This window comes from Acinetobacter sp. WZC-1, from assembly GCF_052544965.1.
The window spans coordinates 482,783-508,479 of record NZ_CP199370.1 but is presented as its reverse complement, the minus strand read 5'-3'; the positions used below and the strand labels follow the sequence as shown (position 1 = coordinate 508,479).

At 48.6% G+C, this 25,697-nt stretch carries 19 protein-coding genes, 2 tRNA genes and 1 pseudogene; 10 read left to right on the top strand and 12 right to left on the bottom strand.

The genetic code is table 11. From position 1 onward, the window contains the following. Positions 1-373 precede the first annotated feature (373 nt). The 3 genes from ACT6PV_RS02390 (at position 374) to ACT6PV_RS02380 (ending at position 2,829) form a co-directional block, all read left to right on the top strand. Positions 374-1,894, top strand: a complete 1,521-nt coding sequence (locus tag ACT6PV_RS02390; RefSeq protein WP_445114903.1) for a catalase — start codon at positions 374-376, stop codon at positions 1,892-1,894. Positions 1,895-2,003: 109 nt separating this feature from the next. Further along, the gene (locus tag ACT6PV_RS02385; RefSeq protein ID WP_445117002.1) at positions 2,004-2,459 is read left to right on the top strand and encodes a thiol-disulfide oxidoreductase DCC family protein; all 456 of its coding nucleotides are present in this window, start codon (positions 2,004-2,006) and stop codon (positions 2,457-2,459) included. Next, complete coding sequence (locus ACT6PV_RS02380) at positions 2,437-2,829, top strand: DoxX-like family protein (RefSeq protein WP_445114902.1); 393 nt, start codon at positions 2,437-2,439, stop codon at positions 2,827-2,829. Before ACT6PV_RS02385 ends, ACT6PV_RS02380 begins: the two co-directional genes overlap by 23 nt. Before the next feature lie 46 nt (positions 2,830-2,875). On the opposite strand, the gene ACT6PV_RS02375 is transcribed toward ACT6PV_RS02380, so the two are convergent. After that, complete coding sequence (locus ACT6PV_RS02375) at positions 2,876-3,997, bottom strand: MBL fold metallo-hydrolase (protein ID WP_445114901.1); 1,122 nt, start codon at positions 3,995-3,997, stop codon at positions 2,876-2,878. Positions 3,998-4,461: 464 nt separating this feature from the next. Between ACT6PV_RS02375 and ACT6PV_RS02370 the strand changes: the two genes are divergently transcribed. Further along, on the top strand, positions 4,462-4,911 hold the full coding sequence (locus tag ACT6PV_RS02370) for a GNAT family N-acetyltransferase (protein ID WP_445114900.1): 450 nt from the start codon (positions 4,462-4,464) through the stop codon (positions 4,909-4,911). Between the two features lie 194 nt (positions 4,912-5,105). Here ACT6PV_RS02370 and ACT6PV_RS02365 read toward each other — a convergent pair whose 3' ends face one another. The 9 genes from ACT6PV_RS02365 to ACT6PV_RS02325 form a co-directional block, all read right to left on the bottom strand. Then, positions 5,106-5,567: a YbaN family protein gene (locus tag ACT6PV_RS02365; protein ID WP_445114899.1), complete on the bottom strand. Its 462-nt coding sequence runs from the start codon at positions 5,565-5,567 to the stop codon at positions 5,106-5,108. Further along, complete coding sequence (locus tag ACT6PV_RS02360) at positions 5,564-6,175, bottom strand: biliverdin-producing heme oxygenase (protein WP_445114898.1); 612 nt, start codon at positions 6,173-6,175, stop codon at positions 5,564-5,566. The genes ACT6PV_RS02365 and ACT6PV_RS02360 overlap by 4 nt, the downstream gene beginning before the upstream one ends. Positions 6,176-6,192: 17 nt before the next feature. After that, complete coding sequence (locus ACT6PV_RS02355) at positions 6,193-7,563, bottom strand: TolC family outer membrane protein (protein ID WP_445114897.1); 1,371 nt, start codon at positions 7,561-7,563, stop codon at positions 6,193-6,195. After that, a complete protein-coding gene (locus ACT6PV_RS02350) occupies positions 7,560-8,888 on the bottom strand; it encodes an HlyD family type I secretion periplasmic adaptor subunit (RefSeq protein WP_445114896.1) in 1,329 nt (442 codons plus the stop codon). Before ACT6PV_RS02350 ends, ACT6PV_RS02355 begins: the two co-directional genes overlap by 4 nt. Then, a complete protein-coding gene (locus tag ACT6PV_RS02345; protein ID WP_445114895.1) occupies positions 8,885-10,756 on the bottom strand; it encodes a type I secretion system permease/ATPase in 1,872 nt (623 codons plus the stop codon). Before ACT6PV_RS02345 ends, ACT6PV_RS02350 begins: the two co-directional genes overlap by 4 nt. 201 nt (positions 10,757-10,957) lie before the next feature. Next, positions 10,958-11,575 carry a hypothetical protein gene (locus ACT6PV_RS02340; RefSeq protein WP_445114894.1) on the bottom strand — a complete coding sequence of 206 codons (618 nt, stop codon included), beginning with the start codon at positions 11,573-11,575 and terminating at the stop codon, positions 10,958-10,960. 173 nt (positions 11,576-11,748) lie between these two features. Continuing rightward, positions 11,749-14,727, bottom strand: coding sequence for a TonB-dependent hemoglobin/transferrin/lactoferrin family receptor (locus tag ACT6PV_RS02335; RefSeq protein ID WP_445114893.1), 2,979 nt, complete (start codon positions 14,725-14,727; stop codon positions 11,749-11,751). A gap of 446 nt (positions 14,728-15,173) precedes the next feature. Further along, on the bottom strand, positions 15,174-16,154 hold the full coding sequence (locus ACT6PV_RS02330) for a FecR domain-containing protein (protein WP_445114892.1): 981 nt from the start codon (positions 16,152-16,154) through the stop codon (positions 15,174-15,176). Positions 16,155-16,156: 2 nt separating this feature from the next. Next, complete coding sequence (locus ACT6PV_RS02325; RefSeq protein ID WP_445114891.1) at positions 16,157-16,651, bottom strand: sigma-70 family RNA polymerase sigma factor; 495 nt, start codon at positions 16,649-16,651, stop codon at positions 16,157-16,159. A gap of 137 nt (positions 16,652-16,788) precedes the next feature. Here ACT6PV_RS02325 and ACT6PV_RS02320 point away from each other — a divergent pair. After that, a pseudogene (locus ACT6PV_RS02320) lies at positions 16,789-16,946 on the top strand (DUF1345 domain-containing protein); the annotation flags it as partial. Positions 16,947-16,951: 5 nt separating this feature from the next. Here the strand turns inward: ACT6PV_RS02320 and ACT6PV_RS02315 are convergent. Both ACT6PV_RS02315 and ACT6PV_RS02310 read right to left on the bottom strand, forming a co-directional pair. Continuing rightward, positions 16,952-17,623 carry an HAD-IA family hydrolase gene (locus ACT6PV_RS02315; protein ID WP_445117001.1) on the bottom strand — a complete coding sequence of 224 codons (672 nt, stop codon included), beginning with the start codon at positions 17,621-17,623 and terminating at the stop codon, positions 16,952-16,954. 14 nt (positions 17,624-17,637) lie between these two features. Next, positions 17,638-18,573 carry an RluA family pseudouridine synthase gene (locus ACT6PV_RS02310; RefSeq protein WP_445114890.1) on the bottom strand — a complete coding sequence of 312 codons (936 nt, stop codon included), beginning with the start codon at positions 18,571-18,573 and terminating at the stop codon, positions 17,638-17,640. Positions 18,574-19,342: 769 nt separating this feature from the next. On the opposite strand from ACT6PV_RS02310, the gene ACT6PV_RS02305 reads away from it, so the two are divergent. The 5 genes from ACT6PV_RS02305 (at position 19,343) to ACT6PV_RS02285 (ending at position 25,691) form a co-directional block, all read left to right on the top strand. Beyond that, positions 19,343-22,693 carry an Rne/Rng family ribonuclease gene (locus ACT6PV_RS02305; protein ID WP_445114889.1) on the top strand — a complete coding sequence of 1,117 codons (3,351 nt, stop codon included), beginning with the start codon at positions 19,343-19,345 and terminating at the stop codon, positions 22,691-22,693. A gap of 199 nt (positions 22,694-22,892) precedes the next feature. Further along, positions 22,893-24,734, top strand: a complete 1,842-nt coding sequence (locus ACT6PV_RS02300) for a long-chain-acyl-CoA synthetase (protein WP_445114888.1) — start codon at positions 22,893-22,895, stop codon at positions 24,732-24,734. Between the two features lie 133 nt (positions 24,735-24,867). Further along, positions 24,868-24,943, top strand: a tRNA-Lys gene (locus ACT6PV_RS02295). 23 nt (positions 24,944-24,966) lie between these two features. Beyond that, positions 24,967-25,042: transfer RNA gene (locus ACT6PV_RS02290), tRNA-Lys, on the top strand. A 382-nt stretch (positions 25,043-25,424) separates the two neighbouring features. Next, positions 25,425-25,691, top strand: a complete 267-nt coding sequence (locus ACT6PV_RS02285; RefSeq protein ID WP_445114887.1) for a PspC domain-containing protein — start codon at positions 25,425-25,427, stop codon at positions 25,689-25,691. Positions 25,692-25,697: the final 6 nt, after the last annotated feature.

Here is a 25,697-nt window from a genome sequence, read left to right as displayed (position 1 = left end):
AAAACCCTGTGATCGGCGCGAACTGCAGCAGCCCTATGCCCCATTGTCTCTCCAATAAAAGCAAACCAATGATAAATCATATGCTTGTTTGATCGAATATTCCTGTCATGAAAAGAATTTTATTCCATTTGAATTTCCCGGGTGATGCCTTTACAGTCAATAACGATCATTCAATTCTGGTCATTTTTAACGTATTACACTCAGCGACAACAGCAGATGTTCAGGCTGAATAAAAATGTCAGCTGACGATTTTCTTTCACAATTGCAGTTTATAGTGAATTAACAAAACGGTTAATGTCATGCTGAAAAAGTCATGTTATCCCTATCAGAGGATTCCTGTTTTAAGCATGATGATAAAAAATGGAGAAACGCGATGAGTCAAGACCCTAAAAAATGCCCTGTCACCCACCTGACAACTGATTTTGGTGCACCAGTCACAGACAACCAGAACAGTTTGACGGCAGGTGCGCGTGGTCCCCTGCTTGCCCAGGATTTATGGCTCAATGAAAAACTGGCCAACTTTGTTCGTGAGGTAATTCCTGAACGGCGTATGCATGCCAAGGGTTCCGGTGCTTTTGGTACATTTACCGTCACTCACGACATCAGCAAATACACCCGTGCAAAAATTTTCAGTGAAATTGGTAAAAAAACTGAAATGTTTGCCCGATTTACCACCGTTGCCGGTGAACGTGGTGCAGCGGATGCTGAACGAGATATCCGTGGTTTTGCACTGAAATTTTATACCGAAGAAGGCAACTGGGACCTGGTCGGTAATAACACCCCTGTCTTCTTTCTGCGCGATCCGCGCAAATTTCCGGACCTGAATAAGGCAGTGAAACGTGATCCACGTACCAATCTGCGCAGTGCAACCTATAACTGGGATTTCTGGACGCTGCTTCCCGAAGCATTCCACCAGGTGACCATTGTCATGTCAGATCGTGGCATTCCTAAAAGCTACCGGCATATGCATGGTTTCGGCAGTCACACCTACAGTTTCATTAATGCCGCCAATGAACGTTACTGGGTAAAATTCCATTTCCGTACCCAACAGGGCATTGAAAACCTCACCAATGCCGAAGCAGCTGCGGTAATCAGCGAAGACCGTGAAAGCAATCAGCGGGATCTGTATGATGCCATTGACCGTGGTGATTTCCCGAAATGGAAAATGTATGTCCAGATCATGCCGGAAACCGATGCCGAAAAAGTGCCATATCATCCATTTGACCTGACCAAAATCTGGCCGCATGGTGACTATCCGCTGATTGAAGTCGGTGAATTTGAACTGAATAAAAACGCTGAAAACTTCTATCTGGATGTTGAACAGTCCGCTTTTGCACCGAGCAATCTTGTTCCGGGCATTGCGGCTTCACCTGATAAAATGTTACAGGCCCGTTTATTTAACTACGCCGATGCACAGCGCTATCGCCTGGGGCCGAATTATCAGCAGATTCCGGTCAACGCAGCACGCTGCCCGGTACATTCCAATCACCGTGATGGTCAGGGACGCAGTGATGACAACTATGGCGGCCTGCCACACTACGAGCCAAACAGTTTTCATCAGTGGCAGGAACAACCGCAGTTTAAGGAACCACCTTTAAAAATTACCGGCGATGCCGATTTCTGGGATTACCGACAGGATGATGCAGACTATTTCAGCCAGCCCCGCGCATTATTTAATTTAATGAATGACAGTCAGAAACAGGCTCTGTTTGATAATACGGCTGCCGGCATGGGCGATGCGCTGGATTTCATCAAGTATCGTCATATCCGTAACTGTTACGCCTGTGATCCGGCCTATGGCGAAGGTGTCGCCCAGGCGCTGGGAATGACAGTTGCTGACGCACAGGCGGCACGGGCAACTGACCCGGCACAGGGTAATCCAGGCCTGCTGTAATTGAAGCGGTAATTAAAAAAGCAATGATAAAAAACCACCTTCGGGTGGTTTTTTATTTTCTGTAAATACACTATATTTATTAGAGAAACTCCCAATCGTGAGTAAAGCCATGCAACAGAAAATTGAAGCGATAATTCAACAACATGACATCATTTTATTTGATGAAATCTGTGTTTTATGTAATGGTTGGGCAAAGTTTTTAATCAAATATGATACACAGGCACAATTTAAATTAACTTCGATGCAATCACCATTAGGGCAAGACATCTTAAGGTATTACCAAATGCCCACTGAGTATTTTGATAGCATGCTGGTGATCAAAAATGGGCAGGCCTATAGTGAATCCACTGCTTTTTTAAAAGTGATTGAAAGCTTAGGACTGCCCTTTTCATGTTTGAAAATGGGTTATCTGATTCCCAGATTTATCCGGGATTTTCTATACCGCCAAATCGCTTTCAATCGTTATCGTCTGTTGGGTACAACAGATCAATGCTTATTCATTTCTTCACGTCATCAACAACACTTTTTGGAATATGCTGTTGATGAATCCACTGCAAGCAATTAATCGCGCCTTATTCAGCATTCAAATCACTCTGGCTGTATTATGGATTTATCAAGGCCTGGTTCCTAAAGTCATCTATAAGGTCATAGAAGAACAACTGTTCTGGCAAATGACCGGTATTCAGTTTCTTCCCACTGCACGGCTGATTGAATTATCCGGCATTGCCGAGATCATTTTCGGATTACTGTTTCTCATATTCAGACATTCAAAAACTCTGCATTATCTGAATATTACAGGCATGCTGTTCTTCTGTGCAATCGTTGCCATACTGTACCCACACTCCTTTACTCAGGCATTCAATCCCTTTGTCATGAATGTGGCGATGGCAGGGCTTTCAGTGGTCGCCATTCAGTTGGTGTCTGTCCGGCAATAACACAGCCAGCCCGGCTTCTGTGCCAATGACCATACGCTACACCTGACTACACCGTCAGTTTCCGGCCTTCCCGGACACAATAAAACGGATTCATTAACCGGGAAAAATGTTTCATGGCTTCGTGCAGATCAAGTTCCGGCTGATCCCGGTTTTCATCCGTCAGTTGAAACGTTCGGTAATGAATGGCCAGTGATCGCTTTGCCTGTAGATCAAGATGTGCCTGAAATGCATCCTGAGGATTCATATGCATATAGCGCATTAACTCACGTGGTTCATAAGCACCTATGGGCAGCAGTGCAATACGCGGTGCCCCAAAGCGTTTCTGAATTTCCCTGAAATGTGGAGAATAGCCGGTGTCTCCTGCAAAATAGCAATGCCCCTGATCAGAAATAATGGAAAACCCGCCCCACAGTGCCGCATTCTGATCACGCAGCCCACGGCCGGAACCATGTTGCGCAGGGGTATAGACGATTTTCAGCTGATGCAGCAGTGCCGACTGCCACCAGTCCATTTCAATCACATGAAAGCTGTCCGGTAAATAAAATGAATTCCCCAGGCCGGTATAAATCGGCATGCCGAATTTTTGATGCAGCCACGCCAGGGTAGCAAGATCCATATGATCATAGTGATTATGACTGAGCAATACCGCATGAATCTCCGGCAGCTGCTCCAGTGCAATCCCGGCGGGAATCACCCGCTGCGGTCCCCGGCCTTGCTTCGGTCCGGCATAATCTGCCCATACTGGATCCGTCAGCAAATTATAGGGACCAATCTGCAGCAGCACAGTAGCATGCCCGACAAACCACACCTGCCAGTCATCCATATCGGCATCAGGTCTGTTCTGGGGCACCGCACGCCGGGTTGCATAAAACTCTTCAGCTTCCCGGACTTTATCAACATTCCAGGTATAGGATTTCCGGGTCATGACCCATCTGGCCAGCTGCCAGCGACTGCGTCCTTTGGGCTGCCGTATTTCATTGAAAAACCGCTGGCCATTATGATGCCCCGGTAAAACAGCATGAAATACCGGCTTACACCACAGGTGTGACAAACACGCTTCGGCTGCCAGATGGTAGTGCAATGGCTGTGACTCTGTTGCTGATAACGCACGCTGTGCGTTTTCCACGACCTGATCCTGACCCGGATTCACTTTTGTCCTGTTCGACATGATTACCTTAAACGCCCTTTCATTCTTTCCATCCATACCGCCCGTTTGTTGTTGAACAGACCATGCCACACAATCAGCGCCTACTTTAAGCCTGATTTCAATATAATTAAACAGGCAATCAACAGGTTTTAATATTCTGTGAAGTCAAATTACTGCCCGCACTTTCTTAAACCATAAAGCAGGAATATTTCATTTAAACGATCCATCACTCATTGAATTGCTTTACCAGGTGTCACAGCAAGCATCCTGCCTCATCTCAGTGACAAACTGGACCCTTGTGATGATCGAATCGCCAGAAAATGCTGTATATACGACAATTTTGCTGGAATCTGACATTTATTGCCCTGTTTTTACAGAATCATACATATGGATTTGATTTTTATCTGCATATTGGTCCATATTAGCGAAACAGCATGTGAGTTTTCTTTATTTTTTGTTGTCTTTCACAGTTGCACGAGTGAGTCATGAAACATACCACAGCCAATATTAAAAAAACTGAACCCGTACAACACCCACAATTACTCAGCATCTGGGAGGATGCTGTCAAAGCCACGCATGACTTTCTGAGCGAACAACAGATTTCCCAGATTAAATCCATGATCATTCAGCATCATTATTTTGATCATGTACAGTTGTTTCATGTGGAACAGCATGCACAGATTACCGGATTTATTGGTCTTGCCTATAAAAAAATTGAGATGCTGTTTATTGCACCCGACTCTTTCCGTCAGGGTACAGGCAGCCTGTTACTGGAACATGCACTGTCTCTCGGTGTTGAAGAGGTTGATGTCAATGAGCAGAATCCCGGTGCACTGGCGTTTTATCAGAAACATGGTTTTCAGCAAATTGCCCGCTCTGAACTGGATGCAGAGGGTAATCCCTTTCCCATTCTTCATTTAAGACGGAAACAATAAACCGGGATATACAGACCAGCATATTGTCAGCTCAATCGCGACCACCTTAAGCCCTATGCTCCACTGCAATAATAAAACGGCCATTCCATCTCTTCAATTGCACTAATGTTTTTTAAGTTTATCAAATATATAACAGTACTCACTCCTCCTGAACCTTTATATCAGGCCTGCACGGCCCTGCATGGGATCCCGCCTTAATGCTCATTCTGACGCCACATCCATAGCCAACCGCAGACCATACCGGCTATGGCCATGCCAACAAACCATGGATGAGGTATTTTCCACAGCATAATGAGGGCTGCAATACTCATGCTGACTGCGGCCATATACTTTGCCTTCCTGGAAATACGCCGATACTCTTTCCAGTCCCGGATCATAGGACCAAAAATTCCATGCCGGTAAAACCATAAGTACAGACGCTCCGATCCCCTGGAAGCAAAAAATGCAGCCAGCAGGATAAACTCCACTGTAGGCAGGCCGGGGACAAAAATGCCAATGACCCCCACAGATAAGCTCAGGCATGATAATACAATATAAACCCCACGCACCAGCCGGGATCCAGACAATCCTGTCATTGGTGGCGGGGACAGTTCAGCCGGCGCAGCTGTAGACTGCGGGCCTGTCTCAGGCTCTCCTGAAGGTAAGGGCTTCGTCATCTCAATTGTTCCAGCTGTTCCAGCATCTGTCCAAAGTGGCCAAAGGCATTCAAGGCCCCCTGAATGACTGCATCCTGCTGGGATCCATTAAAGTCTGCAGCATCCAGCGCCTGCACAAAACGCTTCCATACCCTGGCCCGCCCTTCCGGATAAGCTGCCAGATTCCTCGCGCCAAAACCTGCTGACAACCCCAGGCTATTCTGAGCCTCCTTAAATAAGAAAGCCGCACCCAGGGTTGAACCTTCCGAGACATAGATCCATCCGAGCCCCTCGGGATGAACTGCATCCAGGCTTTTAAGCTCATGGCCTTCAGGCTTTATTCCCAGATCATGGAGATCCTGCAAGGCTACCTGTGCACGCCCACGAACTTCAATATCAGGAATCAATGCCGCCAACTCAGGATGCTGAAACAGATATTCAACATCCTGCTGGAAATAATATTGTGCCAGGGTAAACCGGGAATATCTTTCCTTGCTTGCAAAAACATCTGCTTTTGCCATCAACCGGTGCATCCGTTCATGCTCACCTGCAGTTTCAGCCTTAAGACGCTGCGCCAGACTGGCTGTGGTCGTGTGACTTTGCGCTTCAGTATCGGTAGTAAATGTCATAAAATTCTCCCTGTTCACTAATGCGATGCCGGATGAGCCGATGGCTGGAAACATTGTGCCAGCAACTCAATATCCGACTGATTTAAAATACCAGCCTGCCAGCGCAGTGCCTGCCAGGCCTGTAAAAAGTCGTAATTTGCCTGAGCCAGATCCTTTAGGGTCCGATAATACTGCTGCTGAGCGTTCAGTACATCAAGATGGGTCCGTTCCCCACCCTGCATACTGTAACGGGTGGCCTCCAGTTGCGCATCTGCGCTATGTACGGCCTGCTCGTAGGCTAAAATACGCTGTTGACTACTGGTCAGATTTAAATACTGACGGCGTAATTCATTACTGACCGTTTTCTGCATATCCACCCATTCATAACGTGCCTGCTCAGCTCTTGCCCTTGCCTGCTTCACCGAGGCCAGGGTATAACCACCGTTAAAAACGGGAAATGAAACCTCAATACCCACACTGTCAGTATCGTATTTTTCACCTAAAGTATTTTCTGTATTGGACGACGATACCTGCTTCTGGGCAAAGGCATTTACCTTTGGATAATAGTCGGCATTCAGGCGTTTCACTTGCATTTTAGCCACTTCATAAGCAGTCTGTTTAGTTGCCAGTTCCGCATTATGCCGTTCTGCCAGCTGACTCCACTGCGATAAGTCCGCCTTATCCATAAAGGCCTTTGACTTAAATTCCTTAAATGCAGTTTCAGATAGCCCATCAATACCATTACTCATGGTCAGGGAACTGCCAGTCATGGCTTCCAGTACTCTCAGTCGGGCATCATACTGGTTCTGACTGTAAATCAATTCAGCCTGTGCCAGCTGATAACGTGACTGCACTTCCAGCTGATCGGTTCTTGTTGCTTCACCATACTTAAAGAGCTGACTAAGACGCTCTTCTTCAGAAGACAAGGCCTGCAACTGTGCCTGCCCCAACTGCACCTCTTCCTGACTCATCAGAATATCCAGGTAGGCCTGCAGCAACCGTACGGAGAGTTGTTGTTTGTTCTTTAATAAATTCCACTCAGCCATTTTGCTGCTCAGACCGGCCTGATTGTACTGACGGATGGCAGCCAGATCAAAAATAGGCTGGCGTAAAACCAGGGCCGAAAAATAACTGTCATAATTTCTATGCTGAGTGGCGGAAAGGCCCTGCCGATCAACCTCGATATCCGAGTCATTTTTATTGCGGCGGTAGTTATAGCTGATGTTTGGGAGTAAATTTGCGCGGCTGATATTGCGGTCCTGAAACGCAGCTTTTGCTTCCTGCTGTGCAGCCAGCCATTGTGCATCATGTTGCAAGGCCAGCTGATAAGCTTCGGTAAAGTTCATGGCCTGAGCCGGCATGACCATTGCCAGCAAAGCTACACTCAGTATTAAACGGGGAAATTTCATGAATCCCCCCATGAGGTTCTGGTCCGATCCATTAAAGGTTTAAATAGGTAATTCAGCAGGCTGCGCTCACCGGTCTTTACAAATATTTCCACCGGCATACCGGCAACCAGCGCCTGTCCCTTCAGACGCTTCAACTGCTGTGCTTCCACCCGGACCTGTAATGAATAATAAGGCTGACTGGTCTGTTCATCGACCAGGCGGTCTGGTGCAACCTGACTGACCACACCTTCAATACGCGGGGTTTTACTCTGATTAAATGCCGTAAATAACAGCTCAACCGGTAAACCCGCCTGTACCTTATCAATCTGATTCACCGGTAATTGTCCTTCAATCACCAGCGGCACATCTTCAGGCACGATTTCCATCAACCGGTGACCGGCATTGACGACCCCCCCCACAGTATGGATATTCAGCCCAACCACCACACCGGAACTTGGCGCATGAATCTGAAACTGGTCCAATTCAAAGCTGACAGATTGCAGGCGGTACGTTGTATCCTGCAGTTGTAACTGGCTTGCAGCAAGATCATCATCCACTTGCTGGGTAAATTCCTGCTGCGTTTGCTGGTACTTATATTTTAATTCAGCAATCTGCCTGGAGGTCTGTCCAATGGTTCCACTATCGCGGGCTATTTCCGAATGCAACTGGGCGTACTGACGCTCCAGCTCCAGGAATCTATTTCTGGGAACATAACCACCCTCGGTCAGTTGCCGGATATTTCCCAGCTGTTCATGCATACTTTTGGCCTGTATCCGCTTTTGTTCAACCGCACCCTGCAGGCCAGACAGAATAGCCTGCTGACCATTAATACTTGCTTCAATAGATTGCAAGCTACTGCTCAGGGTCGATTTTCTACTGTTAAAAAGCTGCTGCTGCATTGCCACTGCAGTCATGACATTCATATCCGTGTCTGCCTGAATAGCTGCCGGAAAAGTCACAATTGATGCCTTGTTTTGCTCTGCCTGTAAGCGGGCTATTTTAATTTGCAGGGTTTTTTGCTGAATATTCAGATTATCACGCTGGCTCTGCGCCGCTGTTGGATCAATTTCAATCAGCAACTGATTTTTCTTTACCCTATCACCTTCCTTGACCAGCAGTTGCCTGACCACCCCACTGGATGCTGTCTCAACCGCCTGGCGCTTACCTGTCACCATGACCGTTCCCGGCAATGCTACGCCATTATCCAATGGCGCCAGCGCAGCCCATACCAGAAAACCCACAAAACCAGCTGCCACCACAATCCAGCCCCAGCGGCTTACCCGACGCTTTGCATAGGTTTCCTGCAGACTCTGCTCAATCCTGCCCCGTTCAGTAATATTAGTCATGAAGATGAAGCCTTTTTATCAAAAGGGTTATTCTCTGCCACAGCATTCTTATCGTCGGCTGCAGTATCATTGGACGGCCCCTGATTTTTATCATTCGATTTATTTGAAGCTGTAGACTGCATGGACATGTTATAACTGCTGACCTGTTTTGCCGCCATAACTGGCGTTGCCGGTTTTGCAGCTGTAGCCGAACTCAATTGTTTCAATACCTCCTGGGTTTTATCATCCATCTTCAGCTGCCCCTGATTCAATACCATTAACCGATCTGTGACTGCCAGAATTGGTGGACGATGCGTAATCAGCAGCACGGTGATCTGCTGTTTTTTTAATTGTTCTATGGCTGTAATCAAAGCTTTTTGACCCACTTCATCCAGACTGGCATCTGGCTCATCCAGCACCACAATCCGGGGCGAACCATACAGGGCCCGTGCCAGCGCAATCCGCTGGCGTTGCCCACCGGACAGCCCCTGACCCGAGTCACCCAACGCTGTGTCATAACCTTTGGGAAGTTTTAAAATCAGCTCATGTACATTGGCCAGTCTGGCTGCCGCAATCACTTTTTCCACATCCGGTTCGGCAAAACGGGAAATATTTTCTGCCACGGTCCCGGCAAATAGCTCGACATCCTGGGGTAAATAGCCAATAGAGTGTCCCAGCTGATCTTTGTCCCAACGCTGTATATCAGCGCCATCCATGCGTACAACACCTATCCGGGGTTTCCATACACCAGTAATGACACGGGCCAGTGTTGATTTTCCTGAGCCTGAGGCGCCAACAATTCCTACTGCTGTTCCGGCAGCAATCTGACAGGAAATCTGCACCAGCGTCGGACTACTGCCCTGGGGAGGAACTGCACTGACCTGTTCCAGACTGATCTGTCCTGTTGGTGCCGGCAATTGCATCGTGCTTTCCCGTGCCGGATAGTCGGTCAGCAAAGTATTTAAGCGTTCATAGGCCAGTCGGGTACTGGTCCATTGCTTCCAGGCAGCAATAATCTGGTCAACCGGTGCCAGCACCCGTCCCATAAGAATTGAACCGGCAATCATCATACCCGCACTCATCCGGCCTTCAAGCACCAGCCACGCCCCAAGCCCCAGCACCAGCGACTGCAACGCAATTCTCAGGCTTTTGGATAGCGACGCAGTTACTGCCATCCGATCTGTGGCAATACTTTGTTTATGCACATAGGCACGATGCAGCTTTTGCCAGCGGCGGCTTAAGTTTTTCAGCATCCCCATGGCTTCAATCGCGTCGGCATGCTGTAACTGATTATTGGCCACCAGATTCGCTGCCACTGAAAGCTGTGAAGACTCCTTCAACAGGCGACTGCTCCATGCCTGATTCATCCATGCAATCATTACCAGTACGACTGCACCCCCCAGCGCCAATATGCCAATCCAGAAATCAAATAAAAACATTACTGCAAGATAAACCGGGAACCACGGCGCATCGAACAGGGCAAAAATAGCACCGCCAGTTAAAAATTGCCTGAGATTATCCATATCCTGTAAGGACTGGCTGGCATTGCTTTTCAGTCCTGCCAGATTTTTTTCAAACGCCGCCGTATAGACACGCTGCCTGGCCTGCTCATTAAAGCCCAGACCGATATTTACCGCCACTATACTGCGGATATATTCCAGCACGCCCATCAGGGTATACAGCCCCAATGCAATCAGAGTCAGCATAAGCAGGGTAAATTCGTTGCCGGATGCCAGTACCCGATCATAGACCTGCAGCATATAAATGGCAGGGACCAGCATGAGGATATTAATGACCGCACTGAATGCACCAATACTGGCGAAACTTTTACGGTATTTTTTCAGGGCCACCAGCAGTTCACTGGATTGCGGCTCATGGGAAGATGTCATGCTCTATAGCCAGATTTCAGTGTAAACCAGGTGAAAATCCGTATCTGAAAACTGGATTCTCACGAACAGGGTGGCCACCGTCCCCAGTAACCTGATGGACAGTGACCGTTCACTTTTGGCTGACAGACCGCTATAAACACTTGAATTTATACAGGTCTGGTGACTAATGAGTGACTTAAACAGAAATAAATAACAACTGCTTTAGGCAGCAAGTGCAACCTGATCCGCAGCTACAGTTTCCGGCAGTGTACCGGAGCTGTCCGCTGCCAGGTAGTTGTCCGCAGTAGAGCTCAGATCAATACCAATATCAGTCAGATACTGTTGCAGACCACCCTGAGAGGTTGAGGTTGAAGAGTCAGCACCCGTAGTACTGCTGTTCATCAGCCCCCATACAATGTCATGTACATCATTGGCACGACCTTCTTCCAGGGTGCCGGTTATAGGCTCGTCAAAAGTCAGGGTAAGTAGTTCATCAATCACATGGCCCTGGGAATCAACACCAGCACCGATAGTAATCGATTTGACCGTTCCATAAACAACATGTTGCTGAAAATTATAAGTCAGGCTACTGCCTGCATCAGCAGTAATTGAATAGGCATAACCCCCGCCATTGCTGCTGCCGGCATAGGTATCACCAGCCAGGCCTGTATTTACTCCATTGGTAAAGAAACCTCCTGTATTACTTTCACCATGTTCAATAATCCCAGTCCCACTAGCATCAAAGTTATCAAACAATGCCTTTAGAGTTTTTTGAGAGTTATCAAGACTCTTAAAATCCACAGGCGCAGTGTTATAGGTAAAACTGTAATTTACTGACATAATTATATCCTCTTGTTGAGATTGTCAGATTGCAGCAGGATAACCATTTACCCTGCTGTACCACCAGTCAACCACAGGGCTGACTACCTTACTAACAGGACAAACGCCCTGTTATTACTCCATATTCCATGCATTCCTTATATTTTCCATTCATTCTTTAATAGTCCCGTGCCTTAAAACCGTAGTTCCATGCCACCAAAAAAGGTCCGCCCCGGCTCATAGGTCAGTGACAGTGGATCGCCATAGTTGGCCAGGTAACTCTTGTCCTGGATATTCTCCACTGAACCACGCAGGGTCAGGTTCTTACTGACAATATAGGAAATATAGGCATCATAGGTGGTGGAAGTTTTCCATACTTCTGAACCAGGCCGTTTAGTAGAGTCCACCTCCAGCACACCATTAGCCTTACGATCATCCCGGGAACCATAATTATAATCATAACGTGGACCACCCTTTTCACTGTAGTTAACCCGGACCCCCATATCCAGCCTGCGGTCAAACAGCCGAGCCCCAAGCACAAAGGTACCCTTATCGGTCGGCATGGTTCTGGCAGAGTTCAACATAGTATCAATGCCAATAGCACAGTTCATCTGAGCATCCAGATATGACCTGACATTCGGATAACCTCTCCCCGCAGCCTCGTCATATTCCTGATACAAAAGCGGTTGTGTTGCACCAGACCTTGTTATTTGTGCGTAATCATCCGGCCGGCCACTGCCCTGAGGAAAATTCAGAAGACAGAACTTATTGTCTCCGCCAATCACATGATTATAATTAAGGCGTGCATACCACACTTCTGCATCATAGCTGAGATCCAGCTCCACCCCCTTAAAGGGAGTGGCAATCTGGTTCTGCACATACATTGAACGTCCTAAAGCGCCTGGCTGTCCTCCAGGGACCCCAACAGCCATACTGGTCACTGTATAATTATCTACTTTGGTATCGTAGTAGCTAACCTTGGCATTCAGCTTGTCCTGCGCAGTCAGCAGCCCCTGCTTATTGATGTTAAAACCCAGTTCCAGGCTCTCACTGTGTTCCGGCTGTAGATAGGGGTTTGGATACATCCGGGACATGCTATCTCCTGCATGCCTGCCTTCAAGCAGGGTTTCAGTAATCGCCGGCGGTCGCCATGACCGGCCCCAGCTGGCAAACAGGTCCAGTCCATCCACCACATTGACTGAACCGGCAACAGATGGCAGCAGCTTTTTCCAATCCTTATCCAGATTTACCGGGGTATTTTCCGGCCTCGTGTACCACCCAATAAGCGATGGATTTGGATTATTGGGAGGCAACCCCCAATACATTTCCTCAGTTCTCAGGGTCGTATCACCCTTTAGTCTATAATAGTCATAACGCAGCCCCGCCTCGAGGTGATGCCCGTCACCGTCATAGTTCAGCGAGCCAAAGACACTGCCCATCTCCCGCTGACCACTGCCATCAAATGAATCTTCCACCACCCCATAAGCCACTCCGTCACGGGATAAACCAGATGCCGGGCTTTTTGACTTATCCCGGAAATACTCCAGCCCATAATTGGCCGAAAATCCCGGCACACCGCCTACCTTAAAGTGCGAGGTATTGTCCAGCTGCAGCCCCTGGGTCCGGGTGCTGATTTTTGTCTGGCGGTCATAACCCTGCGCGCAAGTAGTCAATATACTTTGCACAGAAGTCCGTGGTCTTAAAGAAGGATCCAGACATATTCCATCCCGCCAGAACTCCTCGGAACGAATACCGGTTCTCGGCGACCAGGACAGTTGATCAGTTTGCGTATCGACATAGTACAGCTTGGCCTTCAGGTCCACCCAATCGTTCGGGTGGTAGGCGTAGTCCAGTGCATAGGATTCGGTTTTAGTATGGGCATCGCCATTCTTTTTCCAAAGGGATTCATTATTCAGATTACCTGAATATAAAGCACCTCCATTAAGCTGCTGGGACATATTGCTATAGTCAAATTCAGTATCAATATAGCTCAACTGCAGTGACTGAATGTCACTGAGATGGTATTTGGCCTTGAGTAGATTGGATTGCTGACGCCGTCCGGAATCATTCAGTATGCTGATATTCCTTCCTGTATTATTTATAGTCGGGTCCCTGTCAATGCCCCAAATCACATTACTCTGATTATGCTCACCCACCCGGGTTGCCCCCTGCTTGTTGTAGGCATGCGCATACAGCAGCTGTAACTGATCCTCCGCACCAAAGTTGCCCGCTACCGCCGCACTGCCCTGAAAGCGAATGTTGCCGTCATATTTATTCCCAAGGCCGGTACCGGCACGGATCCTCACCCCCTGGTCCTTGCCCTCCATCACTACATCACTGAAATCAATGGTCTTAAAGTCAGCTGAACCGGCAATCGCCGTGGCCCCATGTACCCCATTGCGCGGCCCCTTTTCAATCACCACACTGCTGATGAACTCCGGGTCCATGTACATCTGGCCATTGCGCTGCTGATGACCCACTTCCACATGGTTCTGGCGCATGCCGTCAATCATCATGTTGACCCGGCCAAAATCCTGCATGCCCCGAATATTGATCGATAGTGCAGGGTCCTGGCGGTTCACCACACTGTATACCCCCGGTGTGTCCTTCAGGATGTCGGCAAGGTGCAGCACCGGGCGGTTGTCTATCGAACTGCGGTCTATCACACTCACTGCACGCGGCTGCTGGAAGGCCCAGCTTTCCTTATCTGTGGCCTGCACATGGATCGGAGCCATGTGTGCCTCAGTCTGGGTGCCTGACGGGGCAGCAGGGGCAGACCCACCTGCCGCTGCAGACCGGACAGTCTCCTGCTGTGGCCGGACCCTGATGGTATAGGAAGTGCCCTGCTTCACCGCCATCAGCCGGGTCCCCTGCAGCAGCCGCTGCAACCCCTGCTCAACCGTATAGCTGCCCCTTAAGCCCGGACTCTGCAGCCCGCGGGTCAGGGCCGAGTCAAACGACAGGGTGATTCCCGCCTGGGTGGCAAAGGCAGACAGCACATAGCCCAGTTCCCGGCCAGGTATATTATAGGATGACGCTGCTCCCCGTGATGATGCGTCATCTGCTGCATGGGCGGCATACAACGGAACCATTCCCAGCACCGCCCCCAGGCTGAGTGCGTGAACCCAGAGCGCAGGATGCGATTTCCTGTAGGCTACCCTTAATAAAGACATTGCGTCATGCTCCACTCCAATTATTATCATCAAACCGCTTCTATATAAGTCTTACCAAGTGAGATACGGAAAAGTGACAAAAAAAATGATTTTTTCAGAAGATGACTGCATGATTAGCCTGTTCATGAGTACAAAACAAAGCCCGGCTTTTATCAGCGTAACAATAAACTTGATCTGTATTTATTTTTCAGCCTCAAGCCAATGACCTCACCCTGTACAGGCCTGAATTTACTGAACAGTCCTGACATCGGCTGTATCAGCCGACCTACAGGGCAAAAACGGGACCAGACCATAGCGTTGACAGACCACTGATCCTACCTCCCCCCTACCACCTTCCGATGCAGCAGCTTGCAGCCCTGCAAACCCTGAATTCAGCCTGAGCAGGCCACAAGCCTGGCCCAACTCCTCCTGTCCTGGCATGCGCCCCTGACAGACTCTGCTGTTTATTACTCAGCTTTAGCCCTTAGGAAAATAACCCGTCCTGCCAGTTTTTTCTCCACCCGCACAGGATAGGTCCTGTTTAAAAGAGCCAGCACCTGAGAAAGGTCATCCAGGGGATACGAACCTGAAATAAGCATGTTTTTTACCTCATCATCGACCTGAAAATAAGTCAGCTGATGGTAGCGCCGTATTTCCTGAATAAACTTTTCCAGTGGCATGTCATAGGTAAACAATAGCTTTCTTTGCCAGGCTTCCACTGCATTTACGTCCATCATCTGCAACGGCTGATAGCCCTGCCGGTTAAAGCACAATTGCTGATTTTCCCGGACCAGCAGCGGCGCCCCCCCCGTGACCCGGACCTCCACTGCACTTTTGATTACTGCAACACAGGTCTGATCATCCAGTTGCCTGACATTAAAAACCGTGCCCAGTGCCTCCAGCACCCCCTGCCGGGTCTGTACCCTGAAAGGCCGCTTGACCGGATAACTATCCGGCGCAGTGCTGATATGGATTTCACCATAATGCAATTTGATTAAACGCTGCTGTTGATCAAACTGTGTATCAAAAGCGGTACGGGTATTTAAATACACCTGGCTGCCATCACTGATCCGCACACGTTTTTGCTCACCTGTTGCGGTGGAATATTCTGCCATAAGCTGATAACGCAACTGAGAATCCCACCCCATCCAGCCGGCATAAGCACTGAGCGCCACTGCACATACCACAGCCAGTTTCCCCCCCAGCTGACGCAGCCGAGTCTGCCGGGCCTGTTTTAAAATCTGCCGGGCCTGTTTTCCAGGCAGCCCCTGTAGCGCAATATTCAGATGTTCTACGCACTCCCATGCACGCTGATGCTGCTCACTTTGCTGCACCCATTGTTCAAAGGCCTGTTGTTCAGCAGCACTCAGGGGTGCTGATTGCTGCTTCAGCATCCAGTCTGCAGCCTGCCTGAAAATACGTTGCCGCTGTTGGACCTCTGCTCCCATGTTTAAATTTCCAGGTCAATTTCACTCAGGCAATGTGCCAGGGCACAGGATAAATCCCGCATGACCGTACGCACCGAAACCTGGTGACGCTGTGCAATTTCCTTCTGGGACAGTCCATCAAGCTGAGACCAGATAAAGGTCTGTCGTTGCCGTTCCGGCATGCCCTCCAGCATCTGAAAAATCAGCACCAGCGACTCGATGGTCTGTAATTGCTGTTCAGGGGGCGGCATATACTCCTCTGGCTGTAAAGCCAGTGACTGCAGATAAGCCCGTTCCACGGCCTGTCGCTGGAACCAGTTGACCAGTACACCACGGGCAATGGTCGTCAGCAAGGCGCGTGGCTGGTCAAAATACAAGTGTTCCTTACGCTGTAAAATCCTGACAAAAGTGTCATGCGCCAGATCAGCTGCTGTTTGATTATTGTTTAAACGTTGTTTGAGCCATCCATGCAACCATGAATGATGCTCAACATATAAACGCTGGATTGCAGTATTCATATGCGGTACTTGTTTAGTTGAGCGGACAATCATGATAACAAGAATCATTATCAATTGAGATAAAAATATGGTCTTTTTATGTTTTGACACACCATTCGGTCAAACATCATACAAACCGCGGTTTACAATTGCTACAATCCGTTATGTCATCGACTTCAGCACAAACCACAGATGTGTTCATCAGCTCACGTTCAATGCGGATTTTAAACATCCTGCATATTTGCTGGTTTATGGCTTCAACACGACTATCCTGGCAATCTGCATTAACGTTGCAGTCAGTTTTCTCAGGCCCTGAACCTGTTAAATCGCCTGTTTCACCTGAATCTGCTGATTCAGTAACTGATGCAATTGCCTGACATTATCAACAATCGCCAATGGATTAAACTGCTGCAATATTTGCGGTGTATGCACGCCATAACTCACTCCAATCCGTGGCATGGCAATACGCTGTGCCATCTCCAGATCATAGGATGTGTCTCCCACCATCATGGCATTGCCCACTTCAACCCCGGTGACAGCCAGAATTTCCTCAAGCATGCGCGGGTCCGGTTTGGAACGGGTTTCACTGGCGGCACGGGTGATCTCAAACAAATCATGGCTATTGGTCTGACTGAGAACCCGATCCAGTCCCCGGCGACTTTTCCCGGTGGCTACTGCCAGTCGAATGCCCTGACCTTTTAAATCAGCCAGCAATTCGGCAACCCCATCAAACCATACATCGTTTTTTGAATGGGCAACATAATGATCTGCATAACATTGCAGCAAATCATGATGCAGATCAGGTACCCCTGGAAACAGGGCCTGCATAACTTCCGGCAATCCCAGACCGATAATGCCCTTCGCAGCATCATACGTTAAGGGCTGGGCATATGCCCGGGCTGCAAATTGCAGACTGTCCACAATCTGTCCGACTGAGTCAAACAGCGTGCCGTCCCAGTCAAAAATAATCAGCTCCACCGGATTTTGTTTCAGACTCACTTTCAGGCTCATTTCGACTGCGCTCTCAGTTGTGCCAGCAGGCTCTGCATATCTTCAGGAAGTGGTGCTTCCATCACTGGATATCCGGGAATTTCCAGCCTCATGGCATGCAGGCAGAGTCGCCTGGCTTCAGAACCCCGGTATTCGGTCTGATGGCCATATTTGTCATCTCCGACCAGTGGGTGACCAATACTCAGACCATGCACCCGAATCTGATGAGTCCGTCCGGACAGGGGTGAAGCATGAATCAGGGTTGCATGACGAAAACGCTCCGCAACATTCCACTGAGTCTTACTGTCCTTGCCATCCCGGGAAACCCGCACACGGCGTTCGCCATTGGACAGTTCATAACGCAACAGCGGCGCATCAATCAGCTGTTTGTCCAGGCTCACCTGCCCCTTGACAATTGCCGCATAGGTTTTGCTGATTTTATGCTCACGCAGTAAATCCTGCAGCATCTTTAAGGTACTGCGTTTTTTACTGATCATTACCAGTCCTGAAGTGTCCCGGTCAATCCGGTGAATCAGCTCCAGATAGGGTTTAGCCGTAGCTATGCGCAAAGCCTCAATCAGGCCATAAGCCATACCGCTGCCACCATGCACGGCGATCCCCGATGGTTTGTTCACCACCATGAGGCCTTCATCCTCATAAATCACCCGACTGAGTAAACCACTGGCCACCTGGTCTGAGACCGGCACGGCTGACTCATCTGTCTGTCTATAACGAATGGGCGCAACACGAATCTGATCGGCAAACACCAGGCGGGTTTCTGCCTTGATGCGTTTTTTATTGATGCGCACCTGTCCTTCACGGATCATGCGGTAAACACGACTTTTGGGCACACCCTTTAAACGACTGAACAAAAAATTATCAATACGCTGACCTGCCTGATGCTCATCAACCTCAAACCAGCTGACACCTTGCCACTCTTGCGTAGAATTCATACAGTTATTATGACCTAAAAATGTCAGATTTGATTAAAAACCGATCACCTGAACAATACTTTTTACTGAAAACCTCAATATAGCCCATAGGCAGATGCTGTAAGGTTTGCTATAGTCAGCGCACGGATACCGCCGTAAGTGAACTGTATTCCAGTGATTTCAAAACTTTTGAAACAAAAATACTGCCTTTACAGTTCATCAGCAGCTCGGAATGGTCCCTAAAGAATATGCCGACGCCGAAGGCTGTATTATATCGGCAAAAAGACAAACTGTTGCGTTTAATTGTGCTTATGCACATAAATCAGTTTGTTTAAAAATATATGTCGCCAGCTCAGAGGCTGGTTTTTAAACATAAACTGATACACATCAGGACAAGTCGCTTTCAAGCGTTATTCAGGACATAAGTGTTTGAGGCATTGGAACTGCGCATTTTGTAAAGATACGATGATAATTCCGTATCAAGACACTCCGCTCTTATTGGACGAGTTGATCTTCGAGCAAAATGCCCGGTGAAAGTTATCATCCAGTGCCCACTTTATAGAGACCAGTGAAAAACTTGAAGACTTTAATTATTTGATGTTTCAACTGAATAGTTAAAGCTGTATTGCAAGCGCCAGTACAAAGACCGCACCGGTCATTCAAACAGCCGGTCAGCGATTTAGATCATCACGGTTATCCCCATGATTTAAGCCACCGGTCTGTTGTATCCGGTCCCTGCAGCCATCAATCAGCGAATTGCCGGTGTGGATCACTATTAGGTGTTACCCCCATGAAACGTATGTTGATTAATGCAACACATGCCGAAGAAGTCCGTGTTGCACTCATCACCGGTCACCGTCTTTACGATTTCGACCTGGAAAATCGTACCCGCGAACAAAAGAAAGCCAATATCTATAAAGGTCATGTCACCCGCGTAGAACCATCCCTGGAAGCTGTATTCGTCGAATACGGTGCAGGCCGGCAGGGTTTTCTGTCAATGCGCGAAATTGCCAGTTCCTATTACAAAGCGGACCCCCGTCAGACCTCCAATATCCGTGAACTCATTACAGAAGGCACTGAACTGTTGGTTCAGGTTGAAAAAGAGGAACGCGGTAATAAAGGTGCAGCACTGTCCACCTATATCTCACTGGCTGGCCGTTATCTGGTGCTGATGCCGAACAATCCCAAAGGTGGCGGTATCAGCCGTCAGATTTCCGGTTCAGTCCGTGATGAGCTGAAGGAAATGCTGGCCTCACTGAATACACCACGCGGAATGAGCGTGATCGTCCGTACAGCCGGCATTGGCCGCAGTCAGGAAGAATTACAACAGGATTTACAGCACCTGCTGGACCTGTGGGCAAGAATTCAGGACACTGCCGGTTCAGGTCCATCCCCTATGCTGGTCCATCAGGAAGCCGGTGTAGTGACCCGTGCCATCCGTGACTATTTACGTGATGATGTCTCCGAAATTCTGATTGATAATGAACAGGCCTATAACGAAGCTTATAATTTCGTCAAAGCGGTCATGCCAAACCAGCTGGATAAACTGAAAACCTATACCCAGAATGAGCCATTATTTGCCCACTTCGGCATTGAAAGTCAGATTCAGACGGCGTATGAGCGTGAAGTCAAATTGCCTTCCGGTGGTTCAATTGTCATCGATCAGACTGAAGCACTGGTCTCCATTGACATTAACTCAGCAAAATCCACCCGTGGTCATGATGTTGAAGAAACAGCACTGAACACCAATCTGGAAGCTGCAGAAGAGATTGCCCGTCAGTTGCGTTTACGTGATATTGGCGGTCTGGTGGTTATTGACTTTATTGACATGACCCGCGAGCGCAACCAGCGCATGGTTGAAGCCAAACTCCGTGAAGCCACGCAAAGTGACCGGGCCCGTATTCAGTTCGGCCAGTTATCACGCTTCGGTTTAATGGAAATGAGCCGTCAACGCTTACGTCCATCATTGGAAGAAGCAACCGGTTACGTCTGCCCACGCTGCCACGGAACAGGCATGGTGCGTGACTTACGCTCCCTGTCGCTTTCCATTATGCGCAGAGTTGAAGAAATTGCCCTGCGTGAACGTCAGGGTGAAGTTCAGGTTGAAGTGCCTGTGGAAATTGCAGCGTTCCTGCTCAATGAAAAGCGTCATAGTCTGGTGTATCTGGAACAGACCTCAAATGTACGTGTAACGGTTTTACCTCACCCGCACCTTGAAACACCGCATTATGAAATTTCCTTCAACCCTGAAGGTTTTGCACCAAGCAGCTATGAACGCACTGAGGCCACCCGTTCCAGTGAAAAAGAACTGGGTTATGAGTCATCCACCTGGCATCTGGAAGGCGAGTCATCGCAACATCTGCCGGCAGCCGCAGTTCAGAACAATAAGCGTCCGGCCCGGGCAGAAACAGCTCAGACTCAGCCGCAAAAAGCACAGCCGATACAGGGTCAGGCAGCGTCTTCTGCCAGTCCATATGCATGGCTGGAAAATCTGTTTGTACAGAAACAGGCCGCTACAGTTGACCAGTCCCGGACCGCAAACCATGCCGCCGCTGCCATTGAACAGCTGGTGAATGGCGGTGCAGTCAGTCGTGGCCAGTTTGGACAACTGACAGAAGCGCCGACGGCCCATACAACACCGGCGGCTGAAACAGTCAGTAATGCCTATATGGCCAATACCACTGTGCAGAAGCAGGAACCACGGGATTACCCTGAAAAGAATACAGACAGGGAAGAAAAATCTCAGCGCAACAATAAAAAGCGCAACAACAATAAGTACAAGGAACAGCGTGAGCTGACTCAGGATCAGGCCCAGCCACAACAGGCACAGGAAGATACTGTTCAGGCATCACCACGTCAGGAACAACGCCATGAACAGCGTGAACAAAAGCGCCATCAAAAGCGTCAGCCTTCATCGCAGGATCAGCAATATGACGCTCAGGCTGAACAGGCGGTACCCCGTCGTGACCGCAACAGTCAGCAGCGCCCACAACGCCCGGACCGTCACCGCGACCCTGCTGTCCTGAATGAACAGACCAGTAATGCAGCCACCACACCGGTTGAAAACAATCAGCCAGACAGAAATCAACAACCGAAGGTTGATCTTGTGGATGCGCCACGTCATGAGGCCATGACTACTGCTTTAGTGGTCAATGTTGACCAGGCACAAAGCGGAATCGTGGCATTGAGCCCTGCGGCACCTGTTACAGCAGCAGAACCGGCTCAGACTGAAACGGCCAGCACTGAAATTGCAACCAGCGATACTGTGCAGAAAAAGACCACTGAAGAAGTTGCAGCCGTCAGCACACAGACGCAAGCAGTGGAGCAGCCGGTCAGACGTGCCAGCAATGATCCACGTCAGCGTCGCCGTCAACAGCGTGCAGCAGCCAATGCAAAAAACCAGGCAAGCAGCAATGTACTGCCTTCACAGGTTCCGGCCCTGGCTCAGCACACCGTCGGCAGTCTGATCCGGCATGTCTATGGTGAGGATTGCTCTGTCTTGATTGAACAGTTCGGTCTGATTCCAACCTTCAACCGTGCGTTGCTTAAATTCACAACAGAATTCAACGCAACAACAGCCGTGGCAGATACCGCTGAACCGGCAGACAAACAGCCGGTCACACGTGATGTTGCGGTCTCCAGAGCCCAACCGGAAGCAGAGCCTGCACCCGTACTGGACTTAACCCCACCGAAGGCAGTGTCTGACAATCGTGTCGCCAATGATCCACGCGAACGCCGCCGTCTGGCAAAACTCGCTGCTGAACAGGCCAGAAATACTCAGCCGACAGAAAATAAAACCACTGTCACTGAAACACCTGCTGTTGAATCACAGGCCACAGCCAGTCAATCCGTAACTCAAACCGTATCTGAAGAAGCGGCTCAGCCGACAGAATCGGCTGCAGAAGATACAACCGTCACTGAAACGGTCGACACTGCGGATACCACAGCCAAAGCAGCTCCGGCAAAAACCGCAACAGCCCGGAATAAAGGGACTGCCAAAGCCCAGCAGGATCTGGCGCTGGAAGCCAAAAGCAGCGAAAGTGAATCAGCCAAAGCAGAAGGCTCAGAAACCGAAAAACCGGCACGTCCACGCCGTCCACGTGGCCGTCCACCCAAAAAAGCCACACCTGTAACTGAATGATTTGCAGAATTACAGACAAATAATAAAAAAACAGTCATTTCGATGGCTGTTTTTTTTTGGTACTTTAACCAGAGCACTTTGAATGCTTCTGCAGGACCTGGCAGTCCGCCTGAGCCGTTCTGATCAAAGAAAGCTGCAAAGTTACTGCAAAATAAATTGCCTATAAATAGTTTCGGAATATGGAAAAAACAGGATTCCTATGAGCCAGATGCCACAAAACGATTTGATCAGTATTGCTGATGTTGCAGCACGTCTACCCAGATTTATGAAAAAAGTGCCGAACCTGATCACAGGCCTGAAAGAAGCTTATTTCCGTACACCGAACACCGCTGCCGGTCTGGGGCTGGCTTTTGAAAAAGCAGTAAAGCGCAATCCCTATGGTGATGCCCTGCTCTATGAAGATCAGCGCTACAGCTACCAGGAACTGAATGAATGGGCCAATCAGATTGCGCATTATTTTTTATCCCTTGGTGCATCAAAGGGTGACTGCATTGCCGTCATGCTGGAAAACCGCCCTGAAATGATTGCAACCGTGATTGCACTGGCCAAGACCGGAATCACTGCGGCATTGGTCAACACTTCACAAACCGGGAAAGTCCTGGTTCACAGTATCAACCTGGTACAGCCGATCGCCCTGATTGTCGGAGAAGAATGCCGCGAGGCCATTGATGAAATCCGCCAGGACTTAAATATTGCCGGGGATCGGCTGCATTGGTTTGCAGACCAGCCAACCCGTGAAAGCACAGGCAATACACCGCAGGGTTATATCAACCTAGCTGAACAGATGGAACAATTTCCAAAATTCAATGTACCAACCACACATCATGTCAAAGGCAAGGATGGGCTATTTTACATTTACACCTCGGGAACCACAGGATTACCCAAAGCCGTCATTTTCACCAACAGCCGATGGACACTGGCATATGGGACCTATGGTCACATCCTGAACCTGAATGAAGACGATGTCATGTACTGCACCCTGCCACTGTATCATGCAACCGGCATGGTGGTATGCTGGTGCAGCGTGATTGCCGGTGGCGCTGCTTTTGCCATTCGCCGCAAGTATTCAACTTCTGCTTTCTGGACTGACGTGCAGAAATTCAATGCCTCTGCCATTGGCTATGTGGGTGAGCTGTGCCGTTATCTGATGGATAATCCGGCCTCAGAAATTGATCGCGCTCACCGGGTAACCAAAATGATTGGCAATGGCATGCGTCCCAATATCTGGGGTAAATTCAAACAGCGTTTTGGCATTGAGGAAATACTCGAGCTCTATGCCTCCAGTGAAGGTAATGTCGGTTTCAGTAACATCTTTAATTTTGACAATACCGTCGGCTTTTCCCCAACGCCTTATGCCATTATCGAATTTGATAAGGAAACAAACGAAGGAGTCCGCGACAGCAAGGGCTTCTGTCAGAAAGTCAAAAAGGGCGATGTCGGCCTATTGATTGGCAAAATTACCAGCCGCAGCCCTTTTGATGGCTATACTGACCCGGAGAAAAATAAATCCGTCATCATGCATGACGTTTTTAAACAGGGCGACTCGTATTTTATTACCGGGGATCTGGTCAGGGATATCGGTTTTCGTCATGCACAGTTTGTAGATCGCCTGGGGGACACTTTCCGCTGGAAAGGTGAAAATGTATCCACCACTGAGGTTGAAAATATTGTCAGTGCATACCCTAAAATTTCAGAAGCGGTGGTCTATGGCGTGGAAATTCCCAACACCAATGGTCGTGCAGGAATGGCAGCCATTACTCTGACAGCGGGTGAAATCCTGTCTGCGCAGGACCTCAGCGACATGGTGGCTGAATTTAAAAAGGAATTACCATCCTACGCTGTCCCTGTATTTCTGCGTATTCAGCAGACTGTTGAAACCACAGGAACCTTTAAATATCAGAAAAATAAGTTGAAGGAACAAGGCTTTGATTTAGACCAGACTACTGACCCCCTGCTGGTTCTATTGCCAGGTGCCACAGCATATGCTGATCTTACTGTGGAGGTCCATGCCAACATACAGGCCTATCAATACCGCTTTTAAATGAACGAAACGGATCATACCCATTCAGGTGATTCTAAATTGTGTTATTTCTAATCAAACGTAACAAAGTTTATTAATTTTCGCTTGCGCTTGATGAGGATCTTGTTAAAATACGCTGCATTAAAACGACGATGGGTCGTTAGCTCAGTTGGTAGAGCAGCGGACTTTTAATCCGTTGGTCCCGCGTTCGAGTCGCGGACGACCCACCATGATTCAGTTTTAAGCCCGTTATGGGTCGTTAGCTCAGTTGGTAGAGCAGCGGACTTTTAATCCGTTGGTCCCGCGTTCGAGTCGCGGACGACCCACCAGGATTTCAAAAAAACCTATCGATTCAGATAGGTTTTTTTATTCTGATCATTGTAACCTGATCACTGCAATATCTCCCCTGTCACCTGTTTCCATAACTCACACCAGACAACAAATTGTTCTGTTCATTTTTTAAAGCGCTCCGCTTTTTACAAAAGTACAAAGAAGGTACATCTTTAGCCCTTAATTGACTGCAATACTGAAACTTACAAATGATCAGTATGAATGAAAGTACTTTTTAATGTTGCCAGCTACATAAAATGAACATTTTATCATTGCTGCGGACTTTAAAAATCCCACAATGAACAGCATGTACTGTACGTAGATGCAATGTTATTTTCATTCAGTTCCATACCATTGATTTATTTTCTGAGGAGAGTTCAGATGGCCAAATCCGGTTTATATCGTTCCAGCCGACATAATATGATCGCCGGTGTCATGGGCGGTATTGCTGAACGTTTTGGTTGGAATGTAACCTTATTACGCATTATTTTCGTATTGGTTTCCATCATGAGTGCTGCATTTCCAGGAATTCTGGTCTATCTGGTGCTGTGGCTCCTGATTCCAAAACAGGATTTACAACTGGATGCCCCGGCGGGTTATCAGCATCCGGTTCGCACCGTGCAGGACGAAGACAGTATCAGGCACTGAGCCTTT